This is a genomic window from Maricaulis alexandrii (assembly GCF_005871165.1).
GTDB classification, from domain to species: domain Bacteria; phylum Pseudomonadota; class Alphaproteobacteria; order Caulobacterales; family Maricaulaceae; genus Maricaulis; species Maricaulis alexandrii.
Genome location: NZ_SWKP01000009.1, coordinates 113,569 through 137,947, shown reverse-complemented (window position 1 = coordinate 137,947; position 24,379 = coordinate 113,569). Strand labels below are relative to the sequence as shown.

The window sequence follows — 24,379 nt, the reverse complement described above, 5'->3', positions numbered from 1 at the left end:
GTAGAAACTGTTGCAATCGATAATGAGAGTAGTTCTCAGAGTCAATTGATGACCTGCAGGCAGGCCTGACTGTCCGGCGGGCCGGACAGGAGACATTGCCGGGTCCGGCAGGCGGCCGGCCTAGCCCTGTTTCCAGGCGACCCAGCTGATTTCGTAGAGCGTGCTGGTCTTGAGGGTGTCCGGATCGGGCAGGACCCCGCCCGTATTCGCCAGTCCGGTATCGAACCAATAGACCGGGGCGGTCAGTTGGCCGGCCTCGCGCGCAAAGACATGCCCCTCGCGCCCGGGAACGTCCTGGGCCGTGAAACAGTCCTCCGGTTTGATCAGGGTCTCGTCCATCCGGCTGCCGATCATCCAGGCATTGGGAATGCGGCCCGGTTCGCGAACGCGGACACCGGTGATGGTCGGCACATCGGCATGGCCGAGAAAGATCAGGAGCGGGCGGCATTCCAGCAGGCCGGTGGCGACGATCTGCCGGAAGGGCAGGCCATCGGGCGAGGGCGTTTCCGCGAGGTCATAGCCGGGCAGGAAGGCGGCCAGGGCGGCGACATCGAAAGGCGTGTCCGCCGTCACCGGGCCGAGGGCATGGGGCGAGATTTCCCAAGGCTCGGGCAGGGGAATGTCCTGGCTCAGCGGGCCAACTCCTTCATCGCCGAATCCACGCCTTCCAGGGTCAGAGGGAACATGCGGTCCGGGCCGATCAGGTCCTGCACGAGGCGGGTGGAGTAGGAATGCTCCCACCATTTTTCCGGCGTCGGATTGATCCAGATCAGGTTCGGCCAGGTGTCGACGATGCGCTTGATCCAGACCGCGCCGGCTTCCTCGTTCCAGTGCTCCACGGAGCCGCCATCATGGGTGATCTCATAGGGTGCCATGGCGGCATCCCCGACGATGATCACTTTCCAGTCATGCGGGTATTTGTGCATGATATCCATGGTCGGCACGGTCTCGGCCCGCCGCCGCAGATTGGAGCGCCACAAGCCCTCATAGGGGCAGTTGTGGAAGTAGAAATATTCCAGGTTCTTGAAGGTCGAGCGCGCGGCGGAGAAAAGCTCCTCGCACAGCTTCACGTGCGGATCCATTGAGCCGCCGACATCGAACAGGGCGAGCACCTTGATGGCATTGCGCCGTTCCGGGCGCATGACGACGTCCAGCCAGCCCTGTTTGGCGGTGGCGCTGATCGTGTTGTCTAGGTCCAGCTCTTCATGGGCGCCGTCGCGGGCAAACTTGCGCAGGCGGCGCAGGGCGACCTTGAGATTGCGCGTGCCCAGCTCGCGATCGCCGTCCAGATCCTTGTAGCGGCGTTGTTCCCAGACCTTCACCGCCTTCTTGTTCCGGCTCTGCCCGCCAATGCGAACGCCGGCGGGATTGTGGCCGGAATGACCGAAGGGCGAGGTGCCGCCCGTGCCGATCCATTTATTGCCGCCCTCATGCCGCTCGGTCTGCTCCTCCAGGCGCTTTTTCAGCGTCTCCATGAGCTCGTCGAAGGGCATTCCCTTCAGCGCCGCCATCTCTTCCTCGGAGAGCTGGCGCTGCATCATCGCTTCCAGCCAGTCGGCCGGGATTTCCTTGTCACCGAACAGCTGGGTCAGGGTTTCCACGCCCTTGAAGACGTGGGCGAAGACCATGTCGAACTTGTCGAAGTCCTTCTCGTCCTTCACCAGGGCCGCGCGGCTGATTGAGTAGAAATGCCCGATCTCCGGTTCGACCACGCCCTTGTCGAGCGCTTCGAGCAGGGTGAGGTATTCCCGTGTGGTGACGGGAATGCGGGCGGCGCGAAGTTCGGTGAAGAAGTGATGCAACATGATGCCGCCAAGATAGCGTGCGTCGGGCTTGTGTCGATGGGGGGAATGACACGCACGGTTCCTTTTTCAAGGGACGGGACTAGGCTCGGCGGACCGATCCTGCTGTTCGTGAAGTGAGTGTCCATGTCCGCTGCCCTGCTTGCTGCCCTTCTGGGCCTGTCGCTCGCCCAGTCCGAGCCGGCCGCCGAGGCCGCACCGTCCAATGCCAGCCGGCTGCAGGATTTGCTCAATGCGATGCGGGATGACACGCCCGAGGATCAGGCAGAGCGCCAGGCCAGCCTGCAGGAGGCGGCCGTGTCCTATATCGCGGAAGTGGAGGCGGCGATCCTCGAGGCACAAGCCTATGCCCCGGCGACGCGAACGGGTGAGGAGGCCGATATTCTGGCGGTGCTCGACCAGTTCGATGCCTGGGCCGAACTGTATGCCATCGGCGATTCCCATGCGCTGGCCCCGGAGCAGCAGGCGCGCCGCGAGGCCTTCCGCAGCCAGGTGTCCGCCATCCAGGCGCGGCTTCTGCCCCGACTGCGCAGCGGCCTGTCGCGGATCGAGCAACTCCGCGGGAATGCCTATTGCCAGGCCGACACGGGGGCCTCCCGCGTGATCCTGTGCACCAATCCGGCTTTCCAGCGGGAGAGCGAAGTCCTGGATTTCCGCTACGCGACGCGCGACCTGTTCCGCCGTCTGCGGGCGCAGCGGGTCGTGTACAAACCCTTCGCCTCGCAGACGACGAATTACCGGTCCGACGACTATGAACCGCCGCGCGATCGCCAGGTCGGCATCTGGGACCGCAATGGCAATTTCCGTGACGTCGCCGGCTAGGCGGGCGCCAGGCGCTCCAGCGCCTTGATGTCCGCCTTCATGAGCGCATCGGACGCGGCCTGGATCGCCTCGACCGGCCAGTCCCACCAGGCCAGGTCCAGCAGGCGCTGGATGTCCGTCTCCGGCAGGCGTTTGCGGATCGGGCGGGCCGGATTGCCACCGACCATCGTGTAGGGCTCGACATCGGCCGTGACCACGGATTGGGCTGCGATGATGGCGCCATGTCCGACCGTGACGCCGGGCATGATCACCGCATCCCAGCCGATCCAGACATCATGGCCGATCGTGATGCCGCCCTTGTTGGGCCAGGGACCCGGATCGGGCTCGCCCCAGGCACCAAAAATGGGGAAGGGATAGCTCGACAGCCGGTCGGCGAAATGATTGCCGCCATTGAGCACAAAGCGGGCCCCGTGCGCGATCGAGCAGAATTTCCCGATCACGAGCCTGTCCTCGATAAAGTCGAAGGCGTACATCACCTGGTCGGCAAAGCGCTCCGGATCATCAAAGGAATGGATATAGGTGTAGTCGCCGGCCTCGATCTTGGGATGATCGGCGACAAGCGGTTTGAGATAGGCCATGGAGGGCGCAGCCGGCATCGGCGTGCGCGTCATCGGATCCAGGGCGGGATGTGAAACGGGAGCAGTCATGAACACACCTCGGGTGTGGGGTGGTTTCGGTGAAGTCGAAACGCGCCTCCGGTGTCCCGGGCGGGCGCGGGTCTAGCCGCGATTGTTCATCTGAACGCTCTCCTGTGGTTCTGGACCGGTCATAACCGGGCGCGGCGGCAAAGACCAGACCGTCAGGGCTGGCTTTCCTCAATGGTGCCGGAGATTGTCATGCTCACAGTCCCGTCCTCTGCGCGATTGACCGACGACAGGACGCCGATCTCGCGACCGAAAAGGCGGTCCATGTCCGCCATGAAGGTCTCGCTGGAGGGCAGACTGTCATAGACGCCGAAAAACTCGGCCGTGCCCGGGGAGATGACCGTGAGATGTGCCCCTGGTGCGATCGGGCTGTCCGACGGGGCGACCTGGACCAGCAAATCCCGGTTTCCGGACGGGTGACCGGTCAGGGCGACCAGGTTTCCGTCGGTATCCAGCTCTCCATAGGCGACCCCGCCATCAGGCTGGAAGGGCAGTTCGCCGATCAGGCAGTCCAGATGGGAGTCGGTGCGATCCAGCACGGTGTCCTCCGCATTCATGAAGTGCAGGGCCAGAGCGGCGGCGGCTTCGGTCTGGATGGCGGCATCGGCGGGCTGGGTCAGCGTGCCGGTGCCGCGCAGGGCCGTGTCGCAATTCTCGGCGTGGGCGGCCATGTCCGCCGTGCCGCCAAAGGTCAATTCGGCAGCGGCGTCCCAGTCGGCATCGGACAGGACGGAGCGGTAATCGGTCAGGCGCAGCTTCACCGTCCAGTCATCGATCTGGGTGGTGTAGACGCCCGTCGTCATCGTCTGTTCGCGATAGAGGGCATATTCCACCGGCACGCCGCCGAAGTCGCGGCGGCCGCGATCCAGCTGATCGGCAGCCTGGCGATTGGTGCGAACCGCCTGGTCGGCGCCGGCGAAGGCCTGGGCCTGGCTGATCCCGGGCTGGTGGGAGACATGGACCGTCATGGCAATTTCCTCATTGCCCTGGACGGAATAGACGCAGGCGACGTCGCGGCCCGACGCCATGTAAACGGTGAAATTCGTGCGTTCGATCTCGCCCTGGCCGGGATCGCAGGCGAAGGCGCTCATCCGGTGGCGGGCAAGGTCATCCTCCTCGAAGCGGAACAGGATGGAGAGGTTGGCGCGGATCAGGGTCTGGGCGCGTTCGCCCCATTCGATCCACTCCTCGCGGCGGCCAAGCTGGAAGGCCTCATAGCCGATCTTGTGCATGACCTCCGCCTGCATGGCGTGTTGGTCGGGCGCATGGGTTTCCAGCACGCCCAGGGCCTGCGTGAAATGGGTGTAGGCGGTGGCGTGATCGCCGGTCTGCGAAGACATGTCGGCCAGCAGATAGTGTCCGTTGAATTGTTCCGACGGCGTGATCGCGAGCTCGAGACCCCGGCGGGCGGTCTCGATCGCACCGGCCTGGTCACCGTCCAGGAATTGCTGTGAGGCGTCGCGAAGCGCGGTGTCGGTATCGGGCTGGGCGGCCGCAGAGACGGACAGGCCCAGCGACAGGGATGCCGCCAGCGCCAGGCTGATCCAGGGTGTGATTGAGTGCCGCATGCCGTCCCCCTTTGGCTTTCATCGGTCCTGCGACCTTCGAATGCTTTCCGGGCGACGGCAAGGCTGCGTTGCGGCGATTGTGTGGCCGTCCGCTTCTAGGCTGCGCCCGGACCGCGCGGGCCTCCGCCCGGCGTTCCCGGTCCGCCCTGGCGGCGTGCCATGAAGGCGAGCTTTTCGAACAGCATGACGTCCTGCTCATTCTTCAGGAGCGCGCCGTGGAGTGGCGGGATCAGCTTGCGCGGATCGCGTTCGGACAGCACGGACGGATCGATATCCTCGACCAGGAGGAGTTTGAGCCAGTCCAGGAGTTCCGACGTGGAGGGCTTTTTCTTCACGCCCGGCACATCGCGGATCTCGTAGAAGAGTTTCAGCGCTTCCGACAGGAGGCGGCCCTTGAGGCCCGGATAGTGGACCTCGACGATCTTCTTCATCGTTTCCTCGTCCGGGAAGGCGATGAAGTGGAAGAAACAGCGGCGCAGGAAGGCGTCCGGCAATTCCTTCTCATTGTTCGAGGTGATGATGACGACCGGGCGGTTTTCCGCCTTCACGGTCTCGCCGGTCTCGTAGACATGGAATTCCATCTTGTCGATTTCCTGCAGGAGATCGTTGGGGAATTCGATGTCGGCCTTGTCGATCTCGTCGATCAGGAGCACCGAGCGTTCCGGCGCGACGAACGCTTCCCAGAGCTTGCCGCGGCGGATGTAGTTGTCGATGTCGTGGACCTTGTCATCGCCCAGCTGGCTGTCGCGCAGACGCGCCACGGCGTCATACTCGTACAGGCCCTGGCGAGCCTTGGTGGTCGACTTGATGTGCCATTCGATCAGCGGCATGCCCATGCCGCGTGCGACCTGTTTGGCCAGTTCGGTCTTGCCCGTGCCCGGCTCGCCTTTGACGAGCAACGGGCGCTCCAGAGCCACCGCGGCGTTGACCGCGGCGCTCAGTTCGCCGTCTGCGACGTATTGATCTGTACCTTCGAAACGCATGCCATCCGACTTAGCGCGATTGGTCGCATGTCTCCAGAGGCCAATGCCCGTTAATTATCTATGCGTGCAATGCGCCCCTGAATTAAGGGACTGTAAACACGAATCCTCTCGAGTGGGCAGGCATATTGGTAGAGGTGCACAGAAAAATGGCTGATGGGATGATCCGGACCCAGAACTTTTTCGCCTTCGATTGGCTGACCGGCAAGGTCGCCGATTGCGATCCGAACTTTCCGACCACGCTCTATGCGTGGGACGGCGAGACGCTGGAGCTGAATTCTGTCGACACGGCCTATTTCGGCTTTGTCCAGGAAGGCGAGGCCGTGCTGACGACGTCGTCGGGCATGTTCACGCTCGGCGCGGGCATGTATTTCTCTGCCAACAATGTTCTCTCCGTCAAAGGCGGCAAGGGCATCGTGATGGCCCGCGAGAACCACCAGGCCTTCTTCATGGTCGGGGGCCCCGTGGAAGCGAAAGGCCGGCTGAAATACATTGATGGCTGCACGGACAGCCTGCTGATCTCGCCGGTCAAGGAAGGCGATCCCTGCCTGAACCTGCTCTTCTTCCCGCCGGGCATCGACCAGACCGCGCACACGCACCCCTCCGACCGGATCGGCGTGGTGTTCTCGGGCCGCGGCGAATGCGAAACCCCGGAAGGCATCACCAAGCTCGAGCCGGGCGTGATGTTCCGCATCCCCTATGAGGGCAATCACAAATTCCGGACCTTCGATAGCGAAATGCGCGTCATCGCCTACCACCCGGACAGCGATTTCGGACCGCAGGACGAAGACCACCCGATGATCAACCGGACGATGGTGGATGGCGTGTCGGCTTCGAAGATCGACGCGATCCGGACGAAGTAGTTTTTGCTTCCACGCGTTTGCGAAAAGGGCGCCTCTGGGCGCCCTTTTTTGTTTTCTTCCCCATTTCATGGGGAAGTGGGCTGATGCACAGCATCAGGTCGAAGGGGCGGCGCGAAGCGACGGACAACCGGCTGCGCCGGCCCCTCCGTCTTGCCCTGTGGGCAATCCACCTCCCCATGAAATGGGGAGGAAAGGGCGGTGGTTACTTCCCGACCCGTTCGTCCGCTTCCCATTGGGGGCGAAGCCAAGTGTCGCCGTCGGCGCTGGGGTGGCCGGTGGTGGCGTCGTAGCGGCCGCGGCGCAGATTGCGGCGGCGGTTGATCTCGCTGGCTGCCGGTTTCTTCTCGCCATCACCGAGCGCCTGCTCCAGCAGGCGGAGGTCGGCGATCAGGGCGGCCATCTCGTCCATTTCCATGGCGAAGGGATGGTCGGGACCTTCCAGGGAGCGGCTGAAGGTGACGTGTTTCTCGATCGCCACCGCCCCCAATGCCGCCGCCGCGATCGGCGCGGTATGGCCGGGGGAGTGGTCGGACAGGCCGACCTTGCGGCCGGTCGCCGTTTTCAGCGTGGTGATGGCGGACAGGTTGAGATCGTCCCAGCTGGGCGGATAGCTGGCGGCGCAATGCAGGACGGTGATGTCGGAACAGCCGGCATGCTTGAGCGTGGCGATCGCCTCTTCGACTTCGTCGAGATAGGACGCACCCGTGGACAGCAGGACCGGTTTTCCGGTCGCGCCGAGGCGTTGCAGCAGCGGCGTGAAGGTCATGTCACCGGACGCCACCTTGTAGCGGCTGACCCCGGCATCCTCCATCAGGTCGACCGCGGCGAGGGAGAAGGGTGTGGACATGAATTCCACGCCATTGTCGGCGGCGCAGGCCTTCAGCGGGGCATGCCAGTCATCGGGGAGGCCGGCATTGCCGAAGGCCGCGTATTTCGGGTTCTCCACCACCTGACCGTCAGCATCGCGAATGAAGCGGGCGATCAACCCGTCCCGGGTCAGGGTCTGGAATTTGACGGCATCGGCGCCGGCGCGGGCGGAAGCCTCGATATAGCGTTTCGCCTCATCCAGGTCGCCGCCATGATTGGAGCCGATCTCGGCGATGAAATCGATATGGGTCATTTTCAGGAAGCCAGGTCGGTGATGATCGAGCGCAGGACGGCGTATTCTTCCATCAGGCGGCAGATATGCAGTGTATCGACGGGCCAGCCGCGTGCCATGAGTTCGGCATGGACGGAGCGGACGACATCGAGATCTTCCGGCGTGTCGACGGACAGATCGATCTCCGGATGACGCAGCGCCTCCGGGAAGTCGACGATATGGGTGCGATAGCGATCGAGATGTTCGCGGATGTGGATGGTGACATGCTCGCGGTCACGGGCCGTGGTGGCAGGGTCGTCATGGATCTGGCGCAGCGCGGCCGTCTCGACGACTTCCGCGCGCAATCCCTTGGGCAGATGGCCGTCGGCCGGGCGCGTGTATTCGGCGCCGTGTTCACGGTGTTCCGCAACGCATTTTGCGATCACGTCGGGATCGCGGAAGGGACTGTCCGAGGTGATGCGGATCAGGGTGGAAGCAAGGGTGGCGTCGGCGACCAGGAGGAAGCGGCTGAGCACATCTTCTTCGGAGCCGCGGAACACCCGGACGCCCTGGGCTTCGGCGAGCTTGACGACGGCGTCATCATCCGGTGCCTCGGTAGTGGCGATCACCAGCTCGTCCACGCCCTCGATCGAACGCAGGCGCTGGCACTGATAGGCGAGCAGGGAGACATCGTCATAAAGCGGTTCCAGGATCTTGCCGGGAAGCCGGTTGGAACCGGTGCGGGCCTGGATGACGGCAACAGTACGGGTCAAGTTTCACCCTCCGGAGGGCTCGGGATCTCAATGTCCTGCCAGGTGCGGACCATACGCTTTGCAGAATAGGGCGGAAAGGTTGACGGGATATGGCCGTCCAGATGCTCCGCTCCGGCCAGCATGCGCACGAGGAGTTCGGGCACATTCAGACCGGCCAGGGTCATCAGATAGCCAAAACCCCACATGCGTGGATTGATTTCCAGCAGATAGGCCGGTTCACCGGGTGCCGGGCGCTTTACCTCGACCGCCGCCAGCCCATGCCAGGGACCGGAGGCTTCCAGCACGGCCAGGCCGGCCTTCATCAGCTCCGGGTCATCGACAGTCTCGCCCGCCACGGCGACCCCGCCCGTGGGCGGATTGGTTTGCAGCTTGCGGTGCAGGGTGGAGACGACGAGCTCGCCCCGGTTCCACAGGGAGCCGATCGTGTAGACGGTCTCGGCGCCGCCGGGAATGAAGGTCTGGACGATGCAGGGCCCGTGGGCCGCCTGGGTTTCGCGCCAGGTTTCTTTCAGCGCCGTCAGGCTTTCCGGATAGCTGACACCGCGGGCACCGCGTGAGGTGCGCGGTTTGATCACGCAGGGAAAGCCGCCGGACCAGGCATCCAGGTCGGCTTCGTGCTCGGGCTGGAGCGTGACCGGGCAGGGCAGACCGCGTTCGGCACAGCGCGACAGCAGCTGGCCCTTGTCGATGCCGAAGGCGACCACGTCCGGATCGGCGACCGGCACGCGCAGGCCGTCGGCCGTCCAGTCGCGGGCGACGGGGGCCAAGGCGGCGATTTCGGCTTCGGAACCGGGAATGATGATGTCCAGCTGGCGCTCGGCGCACACGGCCCGTACGGCGGCGCGGTAGGCCTTCGCGTCAGCGGCGGAAGGAAGGACGGCCGATTGCGTGCCGGGCTCGAACAGGCCACCGGCGAGCGCATTGATGTCGGCCGCCACGAGTTTGAGCTCGGAATCGGCCTGTTTCAGCGAGCGCAACGTGCCCAGTCCGGGCGGAGCCCCGACCCCGGTCACCAGAACGCCGCGGGAAAGCTCGGACAATCGCATCAGCGCCAGACCTTCAGCGAACGGTCCAGAATGTCTTCCAGACGGTCGATCTCCGGCGCGAAGCGGGCCGTCAGGGCATCGCGGATATCGCGCTCCATCGGGGGCACAGTGGTTTCGCCCTCCACCAGGGGCGGGTAGACGCCATCGGCGGTGGGGGCGTCGGAATTCGTGGCATCGCGCGGTGCAATGAATTCGGCGTAGATATCCTCGAAGGGCTCTTTCGCGCGGGCGTCCAGCACGCCTTCCAGAATGGGCAGGCGGGACAGGGGAATGCCGCCGGTATTGTAGCGCTGGCGGGTTTCCGGCGCGATCCGGTCGAGCCCCAGATAATCCTGGACCTTCGCAACGATGCCCGGCGTGTCGGCATCCAGCTCGTCCTGCAGCAGAATCATCATGTCCGGGAAATGCTGTTTCCAGATGGCGATGCGTTCGGCGTAGCAGCTCGTGTCGGCGTAGAGCCACTGGAAGCCCCAATGGGCAGACTTGCGGCGCGGCTCATCCGCCAGGGCGCTGCGGAAGGTGGCGAATTCGGCGTCGCGGCGGACATTCTGGAGATAGTGCGAATAGGTGCGCTCGACCGGATGGCGCAGGAGGGCAATGATTTTCGTGTCGGGGCCGCAATGCTTGAGCGCACGCGGCGCGGAAATCGGCGCGTAGGCGTAATAGTCCGGCGACACGTCACCGATGCGGGGTTGGCCGGACCAGGTCTCGAACAGGGTTTGGTAATCGGCCACGGTCGGGGCGGTGTCATAGTGATAATAGGCGGGCCAGTAGACTTGGCCTTCGCCAATCCCGGAAAAGAAACGGCCTTCCTTGCGCACGGGCGAAAGGAAGATGTCGGGATGCTGGGCGAGATAGTGATAGAGCGAGGTCGTGCCGGATTTCGGCGCGCCGATCACGAGAAAATTCGGCCAGATTTCCTGGGACGGGGTGGAGCTCACATCCGGATCCTTCGCGGCGGGCCTGTCCGGCAGCCGGGCCGGCTGCGAATCAGGCCGTGAATTCGCCCCCCAATCGGCCCGTCAGACGTTAAGGTTTTACTGAGAACGCGCCTGTTGTGACAGGGAAAATTCGATCAGGTGACGGGCCAGCCGGTCGGCGCCGCGCCCATCAACCAGAGCCTGGCCCCGGCGCGCCATGCGGCCACGGCGGACCGGATCGGCGGCGAGGGCGTCGAGCGTCTCCGTGATCCGGCGCTCAAAACAGGGCTTTTCCGGATCGATCATCAGGCCGAGTCCAAGGCGCTGATACTGGCCGGCGCGATCATACTGGTGCGGAACAATCGGGACGCTGATCGCCGGAAGGCCGGTGGCGGCGGCTTCGTGCAGCGTGGTGCCGCCGGCCAGGATGGCCAGGTCGGCCTCAAGGAGCGCATCGCGCAGGGGTTGGAGCAACCGGCCGTCCCGAGTGCCGCCCGGGCGGCGAACCTGGATCTCGGCGCCGGCCAAGGCACCGGTCTGGCGCGCGGCGGCCTCGATCCGGTCGATCAGGGCGGTATCGGTGCCGCCGAGCGAGATCAGCAGGCGGGTGATGCGAGTCCCGGTCTGGCGGGGCGGCAGTCCCGCATAGGCGTCATCCAGCAGCAGCCAGGACGCGCCCGACAGGCTGGACCGCTGGGGGGCGTCGGAGGTCTCGGCGAAACCCTGACGGATATGAAGGTCGGCGACGGCATCGCCCGTGAAACCGCCGATGAGGACGACAGGACAGACCGTTTGGCGAATCTGGGCGACCAGATCGGCCGGTGTCGATTTCCAGTCCCCGACCAGCAGATCGCTTCCGGCGGCGACCAGCATGGGCGCCAGGAGATCGGTCTCGATCTCGTCATCGAGCACGTGAATATGGGCCAAATCATCCAGCCAGACCGGCAATACGGTCGGGGTGGTGGTGAACCAGTCGATCTCGGCACCGGTGCGGACGAGCGCGCGGGCCAGGGCGGCGCAACGCATCACATGACCCAGGCCGATATCACCGCCGCCATCGGCGCGCAGGGCAATGCGGCGCTGGCTCACGACCGGGCCTTCACCTCTTGGGCCAGGGCTTCTCGCACCCGGCGCATCGTGTTGTCCCAGTCCTGGAAGCCTTCGCCGAAGAAGGAGCGGGTCTGGGGATACCAATGCTGGTGGTCCGAGCCGAGCAGGGTCCAGGTGGAGGAACGGGCGTGGATGAACCAGACCTTGCCACCGCTCGCTGCCGCCAGGTTGGAGGTCGCATTCATCGGGCCGATCACCAGGTCACAGGCGGCGGACAGGGCGGCGACCTTGTCGAGATCCATCTTCAGATCGATGTCGCGCGGCTGGTGAATGGTGACACCGAAACGCTCTTTCGCCACCGCCAGCTCTGCTTCGGCCTGGCCGTATTGGAGATTGACGAAGTCGACGCCGGGCGTCTTCAGGACGCTTTCCCAGGTATCAAAAGCCGAGAAGAATTTGGAGCGGCGGGCATCCATTCTAAGGGACTTCCAGAGAATGCCGACCTTGAGACCCGAGCCGAAACCGGCGATTTGCTCGCGAAAGGCGGCCAATTGGCCGGCATCCGGCGTCAGGAAACCCTCGCGGCCCGGGAAATCGTCCAGGCTGGAGCGGAAGGCGCGCAGCGGGCTGGCCATCGGTGTCCAGAGGTCGCAAGCTTCGGCGCCCTTGACGGTCCGGATCTCGCGGCCTTCGACCGTGGCGGACAGGTGATTGGTCACCTCGACCTGCGGGAAGGAGCGCTCGACCAGCGGAATGAGTCGGTATTCGCACGCAATGCGCAGCTTGCCATCCGGTCCGATCGCGTCGATCAGATCCTTCACAATGCTCATGAAAAGGACTTCATCGCCCAGACCCTGTTCGCCGATCAGGAGCAGGGACTTGCCGCGGATCTCGCTGGCATCGGCCCCATCCCACATGGGAATGGGCAGGGAGAAGAGCGTGGCCTGGGCCCGGTTCGGATCCAGACGCGCGGCATTGGCCTCCCAGCCCTCCGCGATCTTCCCGGCGGCCAGCAGCACCATGGACCGGCCATGGCGCATCGTGGCTTCCTCGGTTTCGTCCGCCGGGTCCTTGAGGGCTTCCTCATAGTGGGGCAGGGCCTTTTCCGGCTCGCCAAGCAATTCGTAGACATTGGCCATATTGTTGTGGGCGCGGCCATAGTCTGGCTTCAGGCGCAGGGCTTCCAGATAGAAGGTCGAGGCCTCTTCCGGCTTGCCGCTGTCATTGATGACGGTGCCCATCGAGTTCCAGAGCTCGTAATTCTCCTGGTGGCCGTAAATCGCCGTGCGGAGGATTTCGATGGCTTCCTCGAATTTGGACTGGTCGCGCAGCACACCGGCCAGATTGATCGTCGCATGGATGGAGTTGGGCGCCAGCTGGCATTCGATCCGGTAGAATTTCTCCGCCACGTCGAGCATGTCCAGCTTCCAGGCGACCAGGCCCAGCTTCTGGTAGATTTCCGCGTCCTGCGGGTCGAGCTCCCAGGCTTTCTGGAAGAAGTCCAGCGCCCGGGAAAGGCGGCCCAGCCGGTACAGCATCAGGCCCATGACGTGATTGGTCAGGGCGAGGTCGGGCGCGAGATTGACCGCTTTCCAGGCGATGCGGGCGGCCTCGGAGTGCTGGTTTTCCGCGGAGAGTTTGAGGGCGCGTTTGGCTTGCGCCACGACCTTTGTGTATTGCTTGCGCTTGGCGGAGGACAGGCGGTTGACCTGGTCATCCAGCTTCAGGGCCGAGCGACCGAGCGGTACGGCATCACGGGCTTCGTTCCGCACGGTTTCGGCTTCCGCGGAGAGTTCCGCGTCCAGATCCAGTGCCGGGGCGTTTTGCGTCATGATCAAACCTGTATCGATTGCGACCCCACACGCATGGGATTCGCTTTAAGAACTCGCTAACGTAAAACTTGGCGCGGGCTTTTCAGGTGGAAACGATTTCTTCATTCAGCATTGCCAACCTGCGCCAGACTCAAGTCGTGACCGCCGCATTGTGCGCAACGGAGCTTGCATATGCCGCTTAAAATCTCGCTCAAACCCGGCGAGCGGTTCGTTCTCAATGGTGCCGTGATCGAAAACGGCGAGCGCCGCGCGAACCTTGTCCTGAAGAACAAGGCGGCCGTGCTGCGCGAGAAGGATATTCTCCACGAAGAGGATGTCACGACGCCGGTGCGCCGGATCTATTTCCCGATCATGATGATGTATCTGTCGGACAAGGCGGACGACAAGCTCTACGACGAATTCGTGCTTCGCATGAATGAGTTCATGGGCGTTGTCACCAATCCCGAAGTGCTCACTGTCTGCGTGGCGATCAGCCGCGATGTCATGGCGGGCGAGCACTACAAGGCCCTGATGGGCTGTCGCAAACTCATGACCTATGAAGCGGAGAGACTGGGCTAATGTCGCTTCAAGCCTATCAGGCTGCGTCCCAACGCAGCGAAGACCCCCGGGCAACGGAATACCGCCTGTTTGCACAGGTGACGCGGGCCTTGATGGCGTCGAAGACCCTGCCGACCTCGGATGTGCGCGGCCGGGCCGATGCGATCGACTGGAACCGGCGGATCTGGAGCAATCTGGCAATCGATTGTGCCAGCAATGACAACAAGTTGCCGGAAGCGCTCCGCGCAGCGATCATCTCCCTGTCCATCTTCGTCTCCAAGCATGGCAGCGTCGCCATGCGCGATCCGCAGGCGATCGACGATCTGGTGGATATCAATCGTACGGTGATGCAGGGGCTGATGCCCCAGGCGAGTGCCGGTGCCGGCGGGCAGGCGGCCGTCTAGGGCAGGAATTGCCGCCTCGGCAAAAACGGACAGGCAGGATCAGGCGCTTCCCCCGGGAGGCGCCTTTTTCATATCCTAATACCTTGAATTTGTTCGGTGAAAAAGAGCGCCAGAGCGGCATGCGGCTTGCGATGCCGTACGCGGACAAAACGTCCACGGCCGCAGAAGTCGGCTTCGACTACTTCCAGAATGGAGGACTTAATAATGACGCTCTCTGTCAACACCAACGCTGGCGCCATGATGGCGCTGCAGAACTTGAACAAGACGAATATGGACCTGACCCAGGTACAAAACCGCATCAATACCGGTCTGGAAGTGGCCAGTGCGAAGGACAATGGCGGCATTTACGCCATCGCCCAGCGCATGCGCTCCCAGGTCGCCGGCTATGGTGTGGTCCAGAACTCTCTGGACCTGGCCACGTCCGTCACCGATGTGGCACTTGCCGCCGGTGAAGCGATTTCCGACCTGCTGGTCGAAATGAAGGAAAAGGCCCTGGCCGCGTCCGACGCGTCGCTCGATGCATCTTCGCGTACCGCCCTGAACGAAGACTTCAAGGCGCTGCGTGACCAGATCACGACGATCACGTCGAATGCCGAATTCAACGGCACCAACCTGATCAACGGGACGGTGACCTCGGTGACGGCCCTGGCCAATGCTGACGGCTCCAACACCATCACCATCTCCGACGCCAACATGACGCTCGGCGGTGGTACGGTGACGGTCGCCGCGACGGCATCCTTCGCTTCGGCCGGAGATGCGTCCACGCTGGTTTCGACCATCGAGACGTCTCTGGACAATCTGAACGCGTCCTTGGCGAAAGTCGGTACGGCTGCCAAGTCTCTGGAGGTCCACAAGTCCTTCGTGACCAAGCTGTCCGATGCGCTGGAGACGGGTATCGGCAATCTCGTCGACGCCGACCTGGCCAAGGAAAGCGCCCGCCTTCAGTCGCTGCAGGTCAAGCAGCAGCTGGGGGTCCAGGCTCTCTCCATCGCCAACCAGGCGCCGCAGACGATCCTGTCCTTCTTCGGCTAATCGCCCGTTCGTTTTGGTCGGGACCGCGGTTTCGCGGTCCCGACAATTTTTTTCTGCATTCTCGGCGCTGGCGCGTCAGCATGCCTGAATTCCGGAATTAACTCATTTTTAAGCATAAATTTTTGCCGACCGGCAAATTTTTCCTAGCGATTTTGGGGGTGCCCCGGCAATTTCTGCCGGGCGGTTCGTTACCGGTTAACCAGAGTGATTCGCCGAGGGCCGTTTCGAATCAGGTGCGGGCCCGTTAACCCCGCCTGTCAATCGTAAACTGGCATTGCCCTTGCTGTTTATGGGTTGGGTCAGAAGACCTGGCGAGCAAAAGGCTCGTGACAACACTAGAACAGGAAAGGGCCAAGAAATGGCTACTATCAACACCAATCCGGGCGCCATGATGGCGCTGCAAAACCTCAACCAGACCAATCGCGACCTGCAGACCGTCCAGAACCGCATCAACACCGGTCTGGCTGTCTCGTCCGCCAAGGACAATGGTGGTATCTACGCGATCGCCCAGAAAATGCGTTCGGACGTGAACGGCTATGCTGCTGTCGGCAACTCGCTCGACCTGGCTCAGTCCACCACCGACGTTGCTCTGGCTGCCGGTGAGGCCATCTCCGATCTCCTGATCGAGATGAAGGAAAAAGCCCTGGCCGCTTCCGACACCTCGCTGGACGCTGCGTCCCGCACCGCCCTGAACGAAGACTTCAAGGCCCTGCGTGACCAGGTCACCACGATCGCGTCCAACGCCGAATTCAATGGTACGAACCTGATCAACGGTACCGTGACCTCGATCTCGGCCCTGGCCAATGCTGACGGTTCCAACACGATCACCATCTCCGACGCCAACATGACGCTCGGCGGTGGCACCGTGACCGTGACGGCTACGTCCTCCTTCGCCTCCGCTGGCGACGCGTCGACGATGGTTGCCACGATTGAAACCTCCCTGGACAACCTGAACGCTTCGCTGGCCAAGCTCGGCACGGCTTCGAAGTCGCTGGAAGTCCACAAGAGCTTCGTGGGCAAGCTGTCCGACGCTCTGGAAACGGGGATCGGCAACCTGGTCGACGCTGACCTGGCCAAGGAAAGCGCCCGCCTTCAGTCGCTGCAGGTCAAGCAGCAGCTGGGTGTGCAGGCTCTGTCCATCGCCAACTCGGCGCCCAGCACGATCCTGGGTTACTTCCGCTAATTCGGAATGGGTGGCGGAGCCTCGCTCCGCCACCCGATTTCCGCGTTCGCGGTGAGGGGATATGAGGCATGAGCGGGCCAAGAAGCCGCTCTTGATAGCAACATGGCAGAGACGGGGTTCAATACCAGCAGACCTGTGACGGTGGCGAACTACACCGAAAGCAGAGATCTCCAAGCCGACCGCGCGCAGAACAATGTGCGACGGGTCGAGCCGCTTCAGCAGGCCGACAAGCCGGCTGACACCAGTGATCAGCGCGAACAGCGCGCCGCCGACATTGAACGGCTGGCCGAAGACTCACTCAAGAATTCACGCCTGAAGATCATGCAGGACGACACGTCCGGCGATTACATCTATCTCATGATCGACCAGGATACCGGCGAAACCATCCGCCGTTGGCCGCCGGAAAAGCATGGCGACCTGATGGAATATCTGAGAACCAAGACAGCCGGACTTCTCAACCGGACCGCCTGATCCACCCTCCGGATCAGTCCAACCCCCAAAAGCCCGCGGCCCGTCCGCGGGCTTTTTGTGTTTGGGGAATGTCTTCTCCCCGCCGGGGAGACGGTGCGCGAAGGGCGGTTGATGGGGGCGGCAGCTCGATCAAACGCGCCACTTCCACCCGGCAAAAAACGCCTACGGCCCGGCAGAAAGCGATCTTTTTACCGGTCGGGCTCGGTGCGGGTGGAATCTTCTCATCTTCTATATATCTGAATTAAAACGCTAATTCCGATTAACCAAAACTGGCACGCTCGTTGCGGATAGGTCAGCGAACCCGCCGCTGAAGGAGCGGCAATGACTACGCGGGAGAATGTCGCATGACGATGAGCGTTCACACCAATACCGGCGCGATGATCGCGCTGCAGAATTTGAACAAGACCAATGACGAGATGCAGGGCGTTCAGAACCGCATCAATACCGGTCTCAAGATCGCGGGTGCCAAGGACAATGCGGCGATCTACGCCGTGGCCCAGGGCATGCGCTCGGACATTGGCGCTCTGGAAGCTGTCCAGACCGGCCTCAATCGCGCCACCACGATCGGTGACGTTGCGCTGGCCGCCGGCGAAAGCATCTCGGACCTTCTGATCCAGATGCGCGAGAAAGCGACCGCCGCCATGGACCCGTCGCTCGATACCTTCTCCCGTCAGGCTTATGACGCCGACTTCAAGGCCCTGCTGGACCAGGTCGCCGGCATTCTGCAGAACGCCGAGTTCGATGGTGCCAATATCCTGGACGGCTCGATCACGGGCGGCATCCAGTTCCTGGCCGACGCGGACGCAGCCCGTACGGTCACGCTGAAGACGCAGGACATGAGCATCGGCGGCGCGATCATCACCCTGGCCGCCACGGCGAGCCTCGGCACGGTCACGCTGGCCACGGCCGCGGTCGGCGCCATCAAGACGAGCCTGGAAAACGTCAACCAGGCGCTGGCCAATCTGGGCTCCGACGTCAAGAAACTCGAAGCGCACGGCAATTTTGTCGGCAAGCTCATGGACAGCCTGAACAAGGGTGTCGGTGACCTGGTCGATGCCGACCTCGCGGTCGAAAGCGCCATGCTGCAATCCTTGCAGGTGAAACAGCAGCTGGGTGTCCAGGCGCTGTCCATCGCCAACTCGCAGCCGCAGACCATCCTGTCCCTGTTCCAGGGCTAAGGGTTTCGTTCCGGGTTTCTCCCGGACCCGGAACACACAAACTCCACCACCACGGCGCGGCCCTCCGGACTTTCCGGAGGGCCGTTTCCGTTGGTACGACTCAATTCATGATCTCGGCGCTAGGATGGGGTCACGATGACACAGAGATTTCTCCCTTACGGGCGGCAGGCCCTCGATGAGCAGGATGTCGAGGCTGTGGCCGAAGTCCTGCGGGGCGACTGGCTGACCACCGGTCCTGCGGTGGATGCTTTCGAGACGGCGTTTGCGGCGGCCTGCGGGGCCGAGCATGCAATTGCCTGTTCCAACGGGACGACGGCGCTCCACCTGGCGCTTGCGGCTCTGAACGTGGGGCCGGGCGATGTCTGTATCGTGCCGGCCGTGACCTTTGTGGCGACGGCCAATGCCGCGCGCTATTGCGGCGCCGATGTCGTCTTTGCCGATGTCGACCCGGAGACCGGGCTGATGACGCCGGACACGCTGGAAGTCGCGCTGGAGATTGCGCGCCTGCGCGGCCCGGTGAGAGCGGTCCTGCCGGTTCATCTGGCTGGCCAGTGCGAGGATGTCGCCCGGCTCGCCCAGCTGGCGGCGACGGCGGATGCGGTCCTGGTCGAGGATGCCTGTCATGCGGTGGGTACGCGGCATGCGGGCGACCCGGTCGGGTCCTGTCGGCATTCCGTTTCGGCCTGTTTTTCCTTCCACCCGGTCAAGACGATTGCCGCCGGTGAGGGTGGGGCGGTGACCACCAATGATGCGGTCATGGCCGAGCGGCTGCGGCGTCTGCGCAGTCACGGGATCGAACGCGATCCGGCCCGCATGCAGCGCCAGGCGGGCGAGCCCTGGTGGCACGAAATGGTGGAGCTGGGCTGGAATTACCGGCTCAGCGATATCCAGGCGGCTCTGGCGCTTTCGCAATTGAAACGCCTGGAGTATTTCACGGCGCGCCGCCGCGAGCTGGCGGCCCGCTATGATGCGGTATTCGAGGCCCTGGCCCCGAAAATCCAGCCCCTGGCCCGCACACCCGATTGTGAGCCCTGCCTGCACCTCTATCCGGTGCGGATCGATTTTGCGGGGGCAGGGGTAAGCCGGACCGAGGTGATGGAAGGTCTGCGCGAGGTCGGCATTGGCAGCCAGGTCCATTACATCCCCGTGCCAGACCAGCCCTATTATCTGGACCTCTACGGCCGCCAGGAATTGCCCGGCGCGCAGCATTATTACGAACGCACCCTCTCCCTGCCGTTGTTTGTGGGGATGGCGGATGAGGATCCGTTGCGGGTGGCGGATGCGCTGGTGGCAGTGCTGGACGGGCAGGGGGCAGGTCCTCGCCCTTGATGGGCGCGGGGACCGCGCGCATGCGCGGTGGAGTGGGTGATTTTCAGAGAATCCGAAAGCGCTGTGCGCTTTCACCCCTTCCGCCTCGCCGCTTTGCGGCGATCCACCTTCCCCATCAAGGGGAAGGAGGGAGGTGACCTCAGGCCGCGGCCGCCTCGCCGATCAGGGCGCGCAGCGCTTCGCCGTCGAGTTGTTCCGGATTGGTGTTGGAGGCGTACTGGAAACCGTCGGGGACGAGCTTGCCGCCGGTGGCCAGATAGCGGGCCATGATCTTGGCCGAATGGGCCGGCAGGATGGCGTAGCGGTCGGCCAGCTCCACCGTGGTCCGGCTGTCATCCTCGGGCACCATGATCTCGTGGAGCTTCTCGCCCGGACGGATGCCGACAATCTTGTGTGGCAGGTTCGGCGCCATGGTGCGGGCCAGTTCGGCCGTCGACATGGAGGGAATCTTGGGCACGAAAATCTCGCCGCCGCGCGCCATGGCGAGGCTGGAGAGGACGAAATTCACGCCCTGCTCGAGCGTGATCCAGAAACGGGTCATGCGCGGATCGGTGATGGGCAATTCCTTGGCCCCGTCATCGACGAGTTTGCGGAAATAGGGGATCACGGAGCCACGCGAGCCGACGACATTTCCGTAGCGGACAACCGAGAAGACCGGGCCGCCTTCACCGCCCATATGCTGGGCGGCGGTGAATATTTTATCCGCCGCCAGTTTGGAGGCGCCGTAGAGATTGATCGGGTTGGCGGCCTTGTCGGTGGACAGGGCGCAGACATGGCTGACCCCGCGCTTGATCGCCGCGCGAACGACATTCTCCGCCCCCATGACATTCGTCTTGATGCATTCGAACGGATTGTATTCGGCAATCGGGACATGCTTCAGCGCGGCGGCGTGGATCACCACATCGACATCGCGCATGGCCTGGTCGAGACGGGCCTCGTCGCGGACATCGCCGATGAAATAGCGCAGGAAGGGATAATCGCTGGGCGAAAAATCCTGAGCCATTTCATACTGTTTGAGCTCGTCGCGCGAAAAAATGATCAGCTTCTTCGGCTTGAATTCCCGGCAGATCGTCTCGGTGAATTTGCGGCCGAAGGATCCGGTCCCGCCCGTGACGAGGATGGTCTTGCCGTCCAGCGGCATGCGCGGCTCGAGAAAGCTGCGGCTCGGGATCATGTCCTCGAAGGGGTTGTCGGGCGATGTCTTGTCGGACATGCGGGGCCTCGCGAATCGTCATCTTTGTCCGACGCTGCGCTGCCGGGGTTAACGGCGCGTTAGGGGCAGGCCGGCCCGCCAGTCTAGCAGAGTGCGCTTCAGGGCGCACATCCGGCCCGGATCGGGCCCCGAAAATGCGTTGTATGGGCGGCTTTTAACCGAGTTTCGAAACACTTTGTTTGCAGATCGGGTCCAGATTGGGCAGCGAGTACGAAAAGGTGTTTGATCGTGACGATCATCGGTATCAATCAGGGACTGCTGACCAGCTGGTATGGGGCGCGTGTGACCAACGCGACCATCGGCACGTCCAACTATGCGCAGGCGGCGTCCGCCTCGCGCAAGACCGATGATGTGGCGGCCCCCTGGGAAATCGGATCGAGCCAGCTCCAGACCCTGGAAGAGATGCGCCGGCGGGTGCTGGGGACGGGCCAGTTCTTCCTGAATCCGGATCGCGAATTCTCCGACATCGACGCGCCGGCCGACCACAAGAAACTCTTTTCCCTGCATCAGGGCCTGAAACGCCTGGCCGCACTGGCGGAAGAAGCGCGCGAAAAATCGACCAACCAGGTCCGCCGCGATTTTCTGGAGAAGGCTTTCGTGAAGGGCCTCAGCCAGATGGGCGATTTCTTCGACGGGCTGGACCTGGAAGAGCTGACCCTGCTGAAGGGCGAGGAGCTGCGGAAGCTGGAGAGTGAAGTCGCGATTTCGCGCGGTCTCTCCCAGTTCAAGACCGGCACGATCCACAAGGGCGCTTTCGACGCCGAGGTGGCCAGCCTGACCGGCGATGTCCAGTTCACGATCTCGGTGAAGAAGAGTGGTGTGACCACTGACGTCCAGATCAATCTGGCTGATATGGGCGCCCAGACCCGCAATCTCGACAACATCACCGCCCACATCAATGCCGAGCTGGAAGCGGCCGGCATGGTGACGCGGTTCGAGCGCACTAAGATCGGCGAGGAAAATGATGTCGGCGTCATTCCCGGCGACAATTTCGGCTTCCTGATCAAGGGCGTTTCCACTGAACAGATCAGCTTCTCCGCGCCAGCGGCCGAGCCGGCCCTGTATTTCGCCGGCACGTCCGGCATCAATGAAACGGCTGGCGGCCAGATCGTGAAACTGACCGATCTGGCGAGCGGCGATCCCACAACCGGCTATTCCACGCGTTTCTCAGCGGATGCGACAGAATCGGAAGTGGCGGTCGTCGGCGGCGAGGAGGGCGAGACCCGGACCAAGCTGGAAGACAATCCGCTGGAGATCATGGACACGGTCTCGACCGGCGATGGCGGGATCTATGTGGTCGGCAAGACGACGGCGTCCACGGACGGGCAGGTTCTCAAGGGCGAGCAGGACCTGGTCCTGGCCAAGTATGACAGCACGGGCAAGCGCGTCTGGAGCCGGGTGCTCGGCGCGGCGGACAGTGCTGAAGGCGCCAGCGTCGCGGTCGATGCCAATGGCAATGTCGTGGTTGCCGGCAAGGTGTCCGGCGGTCTGGGCGACAGCACGGATATCGGCGGATCGGACAGTATCGCCGTCAAATACAATGCGGCCGGTGTGGAGCAGTGGACGCAGCGCTTCGGCGGTACGGGCGATGACAATGCGACCGCGGTCGCGGTGGCAGACGACGGCACGGTCTATGTGGCCGGCAAGGCGGCGTCGGGCTTTGGCGGCGAAGCGCATGCCGGCGGGCTGAGCGATGGCTATATCCGCGCCATCGGTGCGGACGGTACATCCTTGTGGACCCGGCGCATCGGCGATGTCGGCGATGAAACCATTTCGGCGATCGCGATCGCCGATGACGGCAATCTTCTGGTCGCCTCCAATGAGGGCGGCAGCGCCGTCCTGCGCAAATTCGACGCGGCGGACAGCACGTCAGCGGCCATCTGGGAACAGAATCTGGGCGATCTGGATACGGGCAGTATCGGCGGGATCGCCGTGGAAGGCTCGGATATCTATCTGACCGGGGCGGCCGGTGGCGCGTTTGCTCCGAGTGCGCCGGTGGGCGCCCATAATGGCGGCGTGCGTGATGCCTTCCTGGTGAAGTTCACCGATGGGGCGTCCGCGACGATCGATTACACGACCTTTGTCGGGTCCGCCGAGGATGACGGGGCGTCCGCCATCCAGGTGCTGAACGGCAAGGTCTATATCGCCGGCAAGACGCTGGGCGGGATCAATGGCGATACGCTGAACGGGGAGCGCGATGCCTTCGCGGCCCAGATCGACGGTGCCACGGGCGCGCTGGACTGGAGCCACCAGATCTCCGGCCGCAATGGCCTGGCCGCCGCCGCGGGTATCGCCGTGTCCGCCTCCGACGATTCCGTTCTGGACGCGCTGGGCCTGCCCAGCGGCACGGTGACCTATTCCGACAGCCGCGTGATCGCCGACCGCAGTTCGGCCCGTGAGGACGACTATTTCTACGTCTCGGTGAATGGCGGCCGCCGCAAGAAGATCTCGCTGGACGGTGATGACACGATCCGCTCCCTGACTTTCAAGATCAATGCAGCCCTGGTGCTGGACGGGACGGCGGATGTGCGCCGGTCGTCCGAGGGCGACATGCTGCGCATCAAGGCCGCCGAAGGCTCCACCATCGAGCTGTTTGCCGGCGCCGATGGCCGCGACCTGCTGAAGTCCATGGGGCTGCAGGCCGGTGCCATCGTGAATACGGGCTCCCTGCTCGACAAGGATGAAAAGACCTCCGACGCGCCGCCGCTGCATGCGCTCGACCTGCCGCCGACCATGACGATCGGCTCGCTGGAAGATGCCGAAAAAGCGTATGAATTCATCGAGACGGCGATGTCGAAACTGCAGCGCGCCTATCGCGACATCACGATGGATCCGGCGCTCAAGGCGCTGCTGGAAGGCCCGCAGGCCGGCAAGCAGGGCGGCCCGGTTCCGGCCCATGTCTCCGCACAGCTGGCCAATTACCAGGCCGGCCTGGCCCGTCTGAGCGGCGGTTCCGGCGTCAACGCGACGGCCTATTTCTAGGCGTCAGGCTTCGTGAAGGTGAGGGCGAGCAGGCGCGGTGGCGTGGTCTCGGAGACCTCGACCCCGGCTTCGATGGCCTCATTGATCCCTGACAGCGCCAGACCGGCGGCTTCCCCGGCCCGTACATAATCCGACAGGGTGTGGTGATAGGCCTCGACCCGGCGGGACTGGCCGTCCTGTTGGAGCTGCGCCTGGCTGCCCAAAGCCTGCCGGTCCGGGTGAAGCTCGCAGATGAAGAGGGTGCCGCCCGGCACCAGCACGCGCGCGGCTTCGGTAAAGACCGGCTCCATCGCCTCGATATGCTCCAGCACGAGATTGCCGATGACGAGATCGGCCGAGGCGTCGTTGGCCGGCCAGGGCGTGGTGACATCATGCTCGGCAAAGCGGACATGATCAGCCTGAAGACGCGCGCGGGCCCGGTCGAGCATGGCGCTGGACAGGTCGAGGGCGAGCAGGGTTCCGGCGCGTTCGGCGAGATAGGCGGTATTCTTGCCGGTCCCGGCCCCGAACTCGATCACCCGGGCGCCATCCAGCGGCAGGTCGATACTCTGCACGATCAACGCATCGAGATCGCGCGTGCGGTTCTCCTGGCTGTCATAGCTCGCCGCCCAGTCCTGATAGGCCTTGCGGGCGGGTATCGGCTCATCGCTCATCACGCACTCCTCGGACCCT

Annotated in this window: 23 protein-coding genes; 10 read left to right on the top strand and 13 right to left on the bottom strand. The window is 63.5% G+C overall.

What is annotated here, in order from left to right; translation table 11 throughout:
- Window positions 1-120: 120 nt before the first annotated feature.
- Both FCS99_RS16155 and FCS99_RS13515 read right to left on the bottom strand, forming a co-directional pair.
- Window positions 121-573: a hypothetical protein gene (locus FCS99_RS16155; RefSeq protein WP_171036383.1), complete on the bottom strand. Its 453-nt coding sequence runs from the start codon at window positions 571-573 to the stop codon at window positions 121-123.
- Between the two features lie 56 nt (window positions 574-629).
- Window positions 630-1,805, bottom strand: coding sequence for a vWA domain-containing protein (locus FCS99_RS13515; RefSeq protein WP_138513450.1), 1,176 nt, complete (start codon window positions 1,803-1,805; stop codon window positions 630-632).
- A gap of 123 nt (window positions 1,806-1,928) precedes the next feature.
- On the opposite strand from FCS99_RS13515, the gene FCS99_RS13510 reads away from it, so the two are divergent.
- Window positions 1,929-2,624, top strand: a complete 696-nt coding sequence (locus FCS99_RS13510; RefSeq protein ID WP_138513448.1) for a hypothetical protein — start codon at window positions 1,929-1,931, stop codon at window positions 2,622-2,624.
- Here the strand turns inward: FCS99_RS13510 and FCS99_RS13505 are convergent.
- From FCS99_RS13505 to FCS99_RS13495, 3 genes are all read right to left on the bottom strand, one after another.
- Window positions 2,621-3,220 (bottom strand): CatB-related O-acetyltransferase, encoded by a 600-nt coding sequence (locus FCS99_RS13505; RefSeq protein ID WP_407658293.1) that lies wholly within the window; start codon window positions 3,218-3,220, stop codon window positions 2,621-2,623. The two genes, FCS99_RS13510 and FCS99_RS13505, sit on opposite strands and share 4 nt — an antisense overlap.
- A gap of 203 nt (window positions 3,221-3,423) precedes the next feature.
- The gene (locus FCS99_RS13500) at window positions 3,424-4,836 is read right to left on the bottom strand and encodes a tetratricopeptide repeat protein (protein ID WP_138513443.1); all 1,413 of its coding nucleotides are present in this window, start codon (window positions 4,834-4,836) and stop codon (window positions 3,424-3,426) included.
- Between the two features lie 95 nt (window positions 4,837-4,931).
- Entirely contained in the window at window positions 4,932-5,819 is an 888-nt protein-coding gene (locus FCS99_RS13495) for an AAA family ATPase (RefSeq protein WP_138513441.1), read from the bottom strand.
- Window positions 5,820-5,965: 146 nt separating this feature from the next.
- On the opposite strand from FCS99_RS13495, the gene FCS99_RS13490 reads away from it, so the two are divergent.
- Entirely contained in the window at window positions 5,966-6,679 is a 714-nt protein-coding gene (locus FCS99_RS13490; protein ID WP_138513439.1) for a cupin domain-containing protein, read from the top strand.
- 202 nt (window positions 6,680-6,881) lie between these two features.
- On the opposite strand, the gene FCS99_RS13485 is transcribed toward FCS99_RS13490, so the two are convergent.
- The 6 genes from FCS99_RS13485 to FCS99_RS13460 all read right to left on the bottom strand — a co-directional run bounded on the left by FCS99_RS13485 (window position 6,882) and on the right by FCS99_RS13460 (window position 13,378).
- A complete protein-coding gene (locus FCS99_RS13485) occupies window positions 6,882-7,799 on the bottom strand; it encodes an N-acetylneuraminate synthase family protein (RefSeq protein ID WP_138513436.1) in 918 nt (305 codons plus the stop codon).
- A 2-nt stretch (window positions 7,800-7,801) separates the two neighbouring features.
- A complete protein-coding gene (locus FCS99_RS13480) occupies window positions 7,802-8,530 on the bottom strand; it encodes a cytidylyltransferase domain-containing protein (RefSeq protein WP_138513435.1) in 729 nt (242 codons plus the stop codon).
- On the bottom strand, window positions 8,527-9,570 hold the full coding sequence (locus tag FCS99_RS13475) for a carboxylate--amine ligase (protein ID WP_171036382.1): 1,044 nt from the start codon (window positions 9,568-9,570) through the stop codon (window positions 8,527-8,529). The genes FCS99_RS13480 and FCS99_RS13475 overlap by 4 nt, the downstream gene beginning before the upstream one ends.
- Before the next feature lie 5 nt (window positions 9,571-9,575).
- Window positions 9,576-10,517 carry a sulfotransferase family protein gene (locus FCS99_RS13470; protein ID WP_171036381.1) on the bottom strand — a complete coding sequence of 314 codons (942 nt, stop codon included), beginning with the start codon at window positions 10,515-10,517 and terminating at the stop codon, window positions 9,576-9,578.
- 96 nt (window positions 10,518-10,613) lie between these two features.
- A complete protein-coding gene (locus FCS99_RS13465) occupies window positions 10,614-11,585 on the bottom strand; it encodes a glycosyltransferase (protein ID WP_138513429.1) in 972 nt (323 codons plus the stop codon).
- Entirely contained in the window at window positions 11,582-13,378 is a 1,797-nt protein-coding gene (locus FCS99_RS13460) for a tetratricopeptide repeat protein (RefSeq protein ID WP_138513427.1), read from the bottom strand. The genes FCS99_RS13465 and FCS99_RS13460 overlap by 4 nt, the downstream gene beginning before the upstream one ends.
- Before the next feature lie 171 nt (window positions 13,379-13,549).
- Between FCS99_RS13460 and flbT the strand changes: the two genes are divergently transcribed.
- The 7 genes from flbT to pseC all read left to right on the top strand — a co-directional run bounded on the left by flbT (window position 13,550) and on the right by pseC (window position 19,512).
- Entirely contained in the window at window positions 13,550-13,936 is a 387-nt protein-coding gene (flbT, locus tag FCS99_RS13455) for a flagellar biosynthesis repressor FlbT (RefSeq protein WP_138513425.1), read from the top strand.
- Window positions 13,936-14,319, top strand: a complete 384-nt coding sequence (gene flaF / locus FCS99_RS13450) for a flagellar biosynthesis regulator FlaF (protein ID WP_138513423.1) — start codon at window positions 13,936-13,938, stop codon at window positions 14,317-14,319. Before flbT ends, flaF begins: the two co-directional genes overlap by 1 nt.
- Window positions 14,320-14,523: 204 nt before the next feature.
- Entirely contained in the window at window positions 14,524-15,351 is an 828-nt protein-coding gene (locus tag FCS99_RS13445) for a flagellin (RefSeq protein WP_138513421.1), read from the top strand.
- A 358-nt stretch (window positions 15,352-15,709) separates the two neighbouring features.
- Window positions 15,710-16,534, top strand: coding sequence for a flagellin (locus tag FCS99_RS13440; RefSeq protein WP_138513419.1), 825 nt, complete (start codon window positions 15,710-15,712; stop codon window positions 16,532-16,534).
- 102 nt (window positions 16,535-16,636) lie between these two features.
- Entirely contained in the window at window positions 16,637-17,005 is a 369-nt protein-coding gene (locus FCS99_RS13435) for a flagellar protein FlaG (RefSeq protein WP_138513417.1), read from the top strand.
- Window positions 17,006-17,349: 344 nt separating this feature from the next.
- Complete coding sequence (locus FCS99_RS13430; RefSeq protein WP_138513415.1) at window positions 17,350-18,183, top strand: flagellin; 834 nt, start codon at window positions 17,350-17,352, stop codon at window positions 18,181-18,183.
- 135 nt (window positions 18,184-18,318) lie between these two features.
- Entirely contained in the window at window positions 18,319-19,512 is a 1,194-nt protein-coding gene (pseC, locus tag FCS99_RS13425; protein WP_138513413.1) for a UDP-4-amino-4,6-dideoxy-N-acetyl-beta-L-altrosamine transaminase, read from the top strand.
- 139 nt (window positions 19,513-19,651) lie between these two features.
- On the opposite strand, the gene pseB is transcribed toward pseC, so the two are convergent.
- A complete protein-coding gene (pseB, locus tag FCS99_RS13420; RefSeq protein WP_138513411.1) occupies window positions 19,652-20,725 on the bottom strand; it encodes a UDP-N-acetylglucosamine 4,6-dehydratase (inverting) in 1,074 nt (357 codons plus the stop codon).
- Window positions 20,726-20,953: 228 nt separating this feature from the next.
- On the opposite strand from pseB, the gene FCS99_RS13415 reads away from it, so the two are divergent.
- Window positions 20,954-23,707, top strand: coding sequence for an NHL repeat-containing protein (locus FCS99_RS13415; RefSeq protein WP_138513409.1), 2,754 nt, complete (start codon window positions 20,954-20,956; stop codon window positions 23,705-23,707).
- On the opposite strand, the gene FCS99_RS13410 is transcribed toward FCS99_RS13415, so the two are convergent.
- A complete protein-coding gene (locus FCS99_RS13410; RefSeq protein WP_138513407.1) occupies window positions 23,704-24,360 on the bottom strand; it encodes a class I SAM-dependent methyltransferase in 657 nt (218 codons plus the stop codon). The genes FCS99_RS13415 and FCS99_RS13410 overlap by 4 nt on opposite strands.
- Between the last annotated feature and the right edge of the window lie 19 nt (window positions 24,361-24,379).

What these genes read in the sequence shown, in the direction of transcription:
- FCS99_RS13430 (WP_138513415.1), top strand. Translation starts at nt 17,350, where the DNA reads ATGACGATGAGCGTTCACACCAATACCGGCGCGATGATCGCGCTGCAG.
- pseC (WP_138513413.1), top strand. Translation starts at nt 18,319, where the DNA reads ATGACACAGAGATTTCTCCCTTACGGGCGGCAGGCCCTCGATGAGCAG.
- FCS99_RS13510 (WP_138513448.1), top strand. Translation starts at nt 1,929, where the DNA reads ATGTCCGCTGCCCTGCTTGCTGCCCTTCTGGGCCTGTCGCTCGCCCAG.
- FCS99_RS13490 (WP_138513439.1), top strand. Translation starts at nt 5,966, where the DNA reads ATGGCTGATGGGATGATCCGGACCCAGAACTTTTTCGCCTTCGATTGG.
- FCS99_RS13505 (WP_407658293.1), bottom strand. Translation starts at nt 3,220, where the DNA reads ATGCCGGCTGCGCCCTCCATGGCCTATCTCAAACCGCTTGTCGCCGAT.
- FCS99_RS13435 (WP_138513417.1), top strand. Translation starts at nt 16,637, where the DNA reads ATGGCAGAGACGGGGTTCAATACCAGCAGACCTGTGACGGTGGCGAAC.
- FCS99_RS13500 (WP_138513443.1), bottom strand. Translation starts at nt 4,836, where the DNA reads ATGCGGCACTCAATCACACCCTGGATCAGCCTGGCGCTGGCGGCATCC.
- flaF (WP_138513423.1), top strand. Translation starts at nt 13,936, where the DNA reads ATGTCGCTTCAAGCCTATCAGGCTGCGTCCCAACGCAGCGAAGACCCC.
- FCS99_RS13460 (WP_138513427.1), bottom strand. Translation starts at nt 13,378, where the DNA reads ATGACGCAAAACGCCCCGGCACTGGATCTGGACGCGGAACTCTCCGCG.
- FCS99_RS13495 (WP_138513441.1), bottom strand. Translation starts at nt 5,819, where the DNA reads ATGCGTTTCGAAGGTACAGATCAATACGTCGCAGACGGCGAACTGAGC.
- FCS99_RS13485 (WP_138513436.1), bottom strand. Translation starts at nt 7,799, where the DNA reads ATGACCCATATCGATTTCATCGCCGAGATCGGCTCCAATCATGGCGGC.
- pseB (WP_138513411.1), bottom strand. Translation starts at nt 20,725, where the DNA reads ATGTCCGACAAGACATCGCCCGACAACCCCTTCGAGGACATGATCCCG.
- FCS99_RS13515 (WP_138513450.1), bottom strand. Translation starts at nt 1,805, where the DNA reads ATGTTGCATCACTTCTTCACCGAACTTCGCGCCGCCCGCATTCCCGTC.
- FCS99_RS13445 (WP_138513421.1), top strand. Translation starts at nt 14,524, where the DNA reads ATGACGCTCTCTGTCAACACCAACGCTGGCGCCATGATGGCGCTGCAG.
- flbT (WP_138513425.1), top strand. Translation starts at nt 13,550, where the DNA reads ATGCCGCTTAAAATCTCGCTCAAACCCGGCGAGCGGTTCGTTCTCAAT.
- FCS99_RS13410 (WP_138513407.1), bottom strand. Translation starts at nt 24,360, where the DNA reads ATGAGCGATGAGCCGATACCCGCCCGCAAGGCCTATCAGGACTGGGCG.
- FCS99_RS13440 (WP_138513419.1), top strand. Translation starts at nt 15,710, where the DNA reads ATGGCTACTATCAACACCAATCCGGGCGCCATGATGGCGCTGCAAAAC.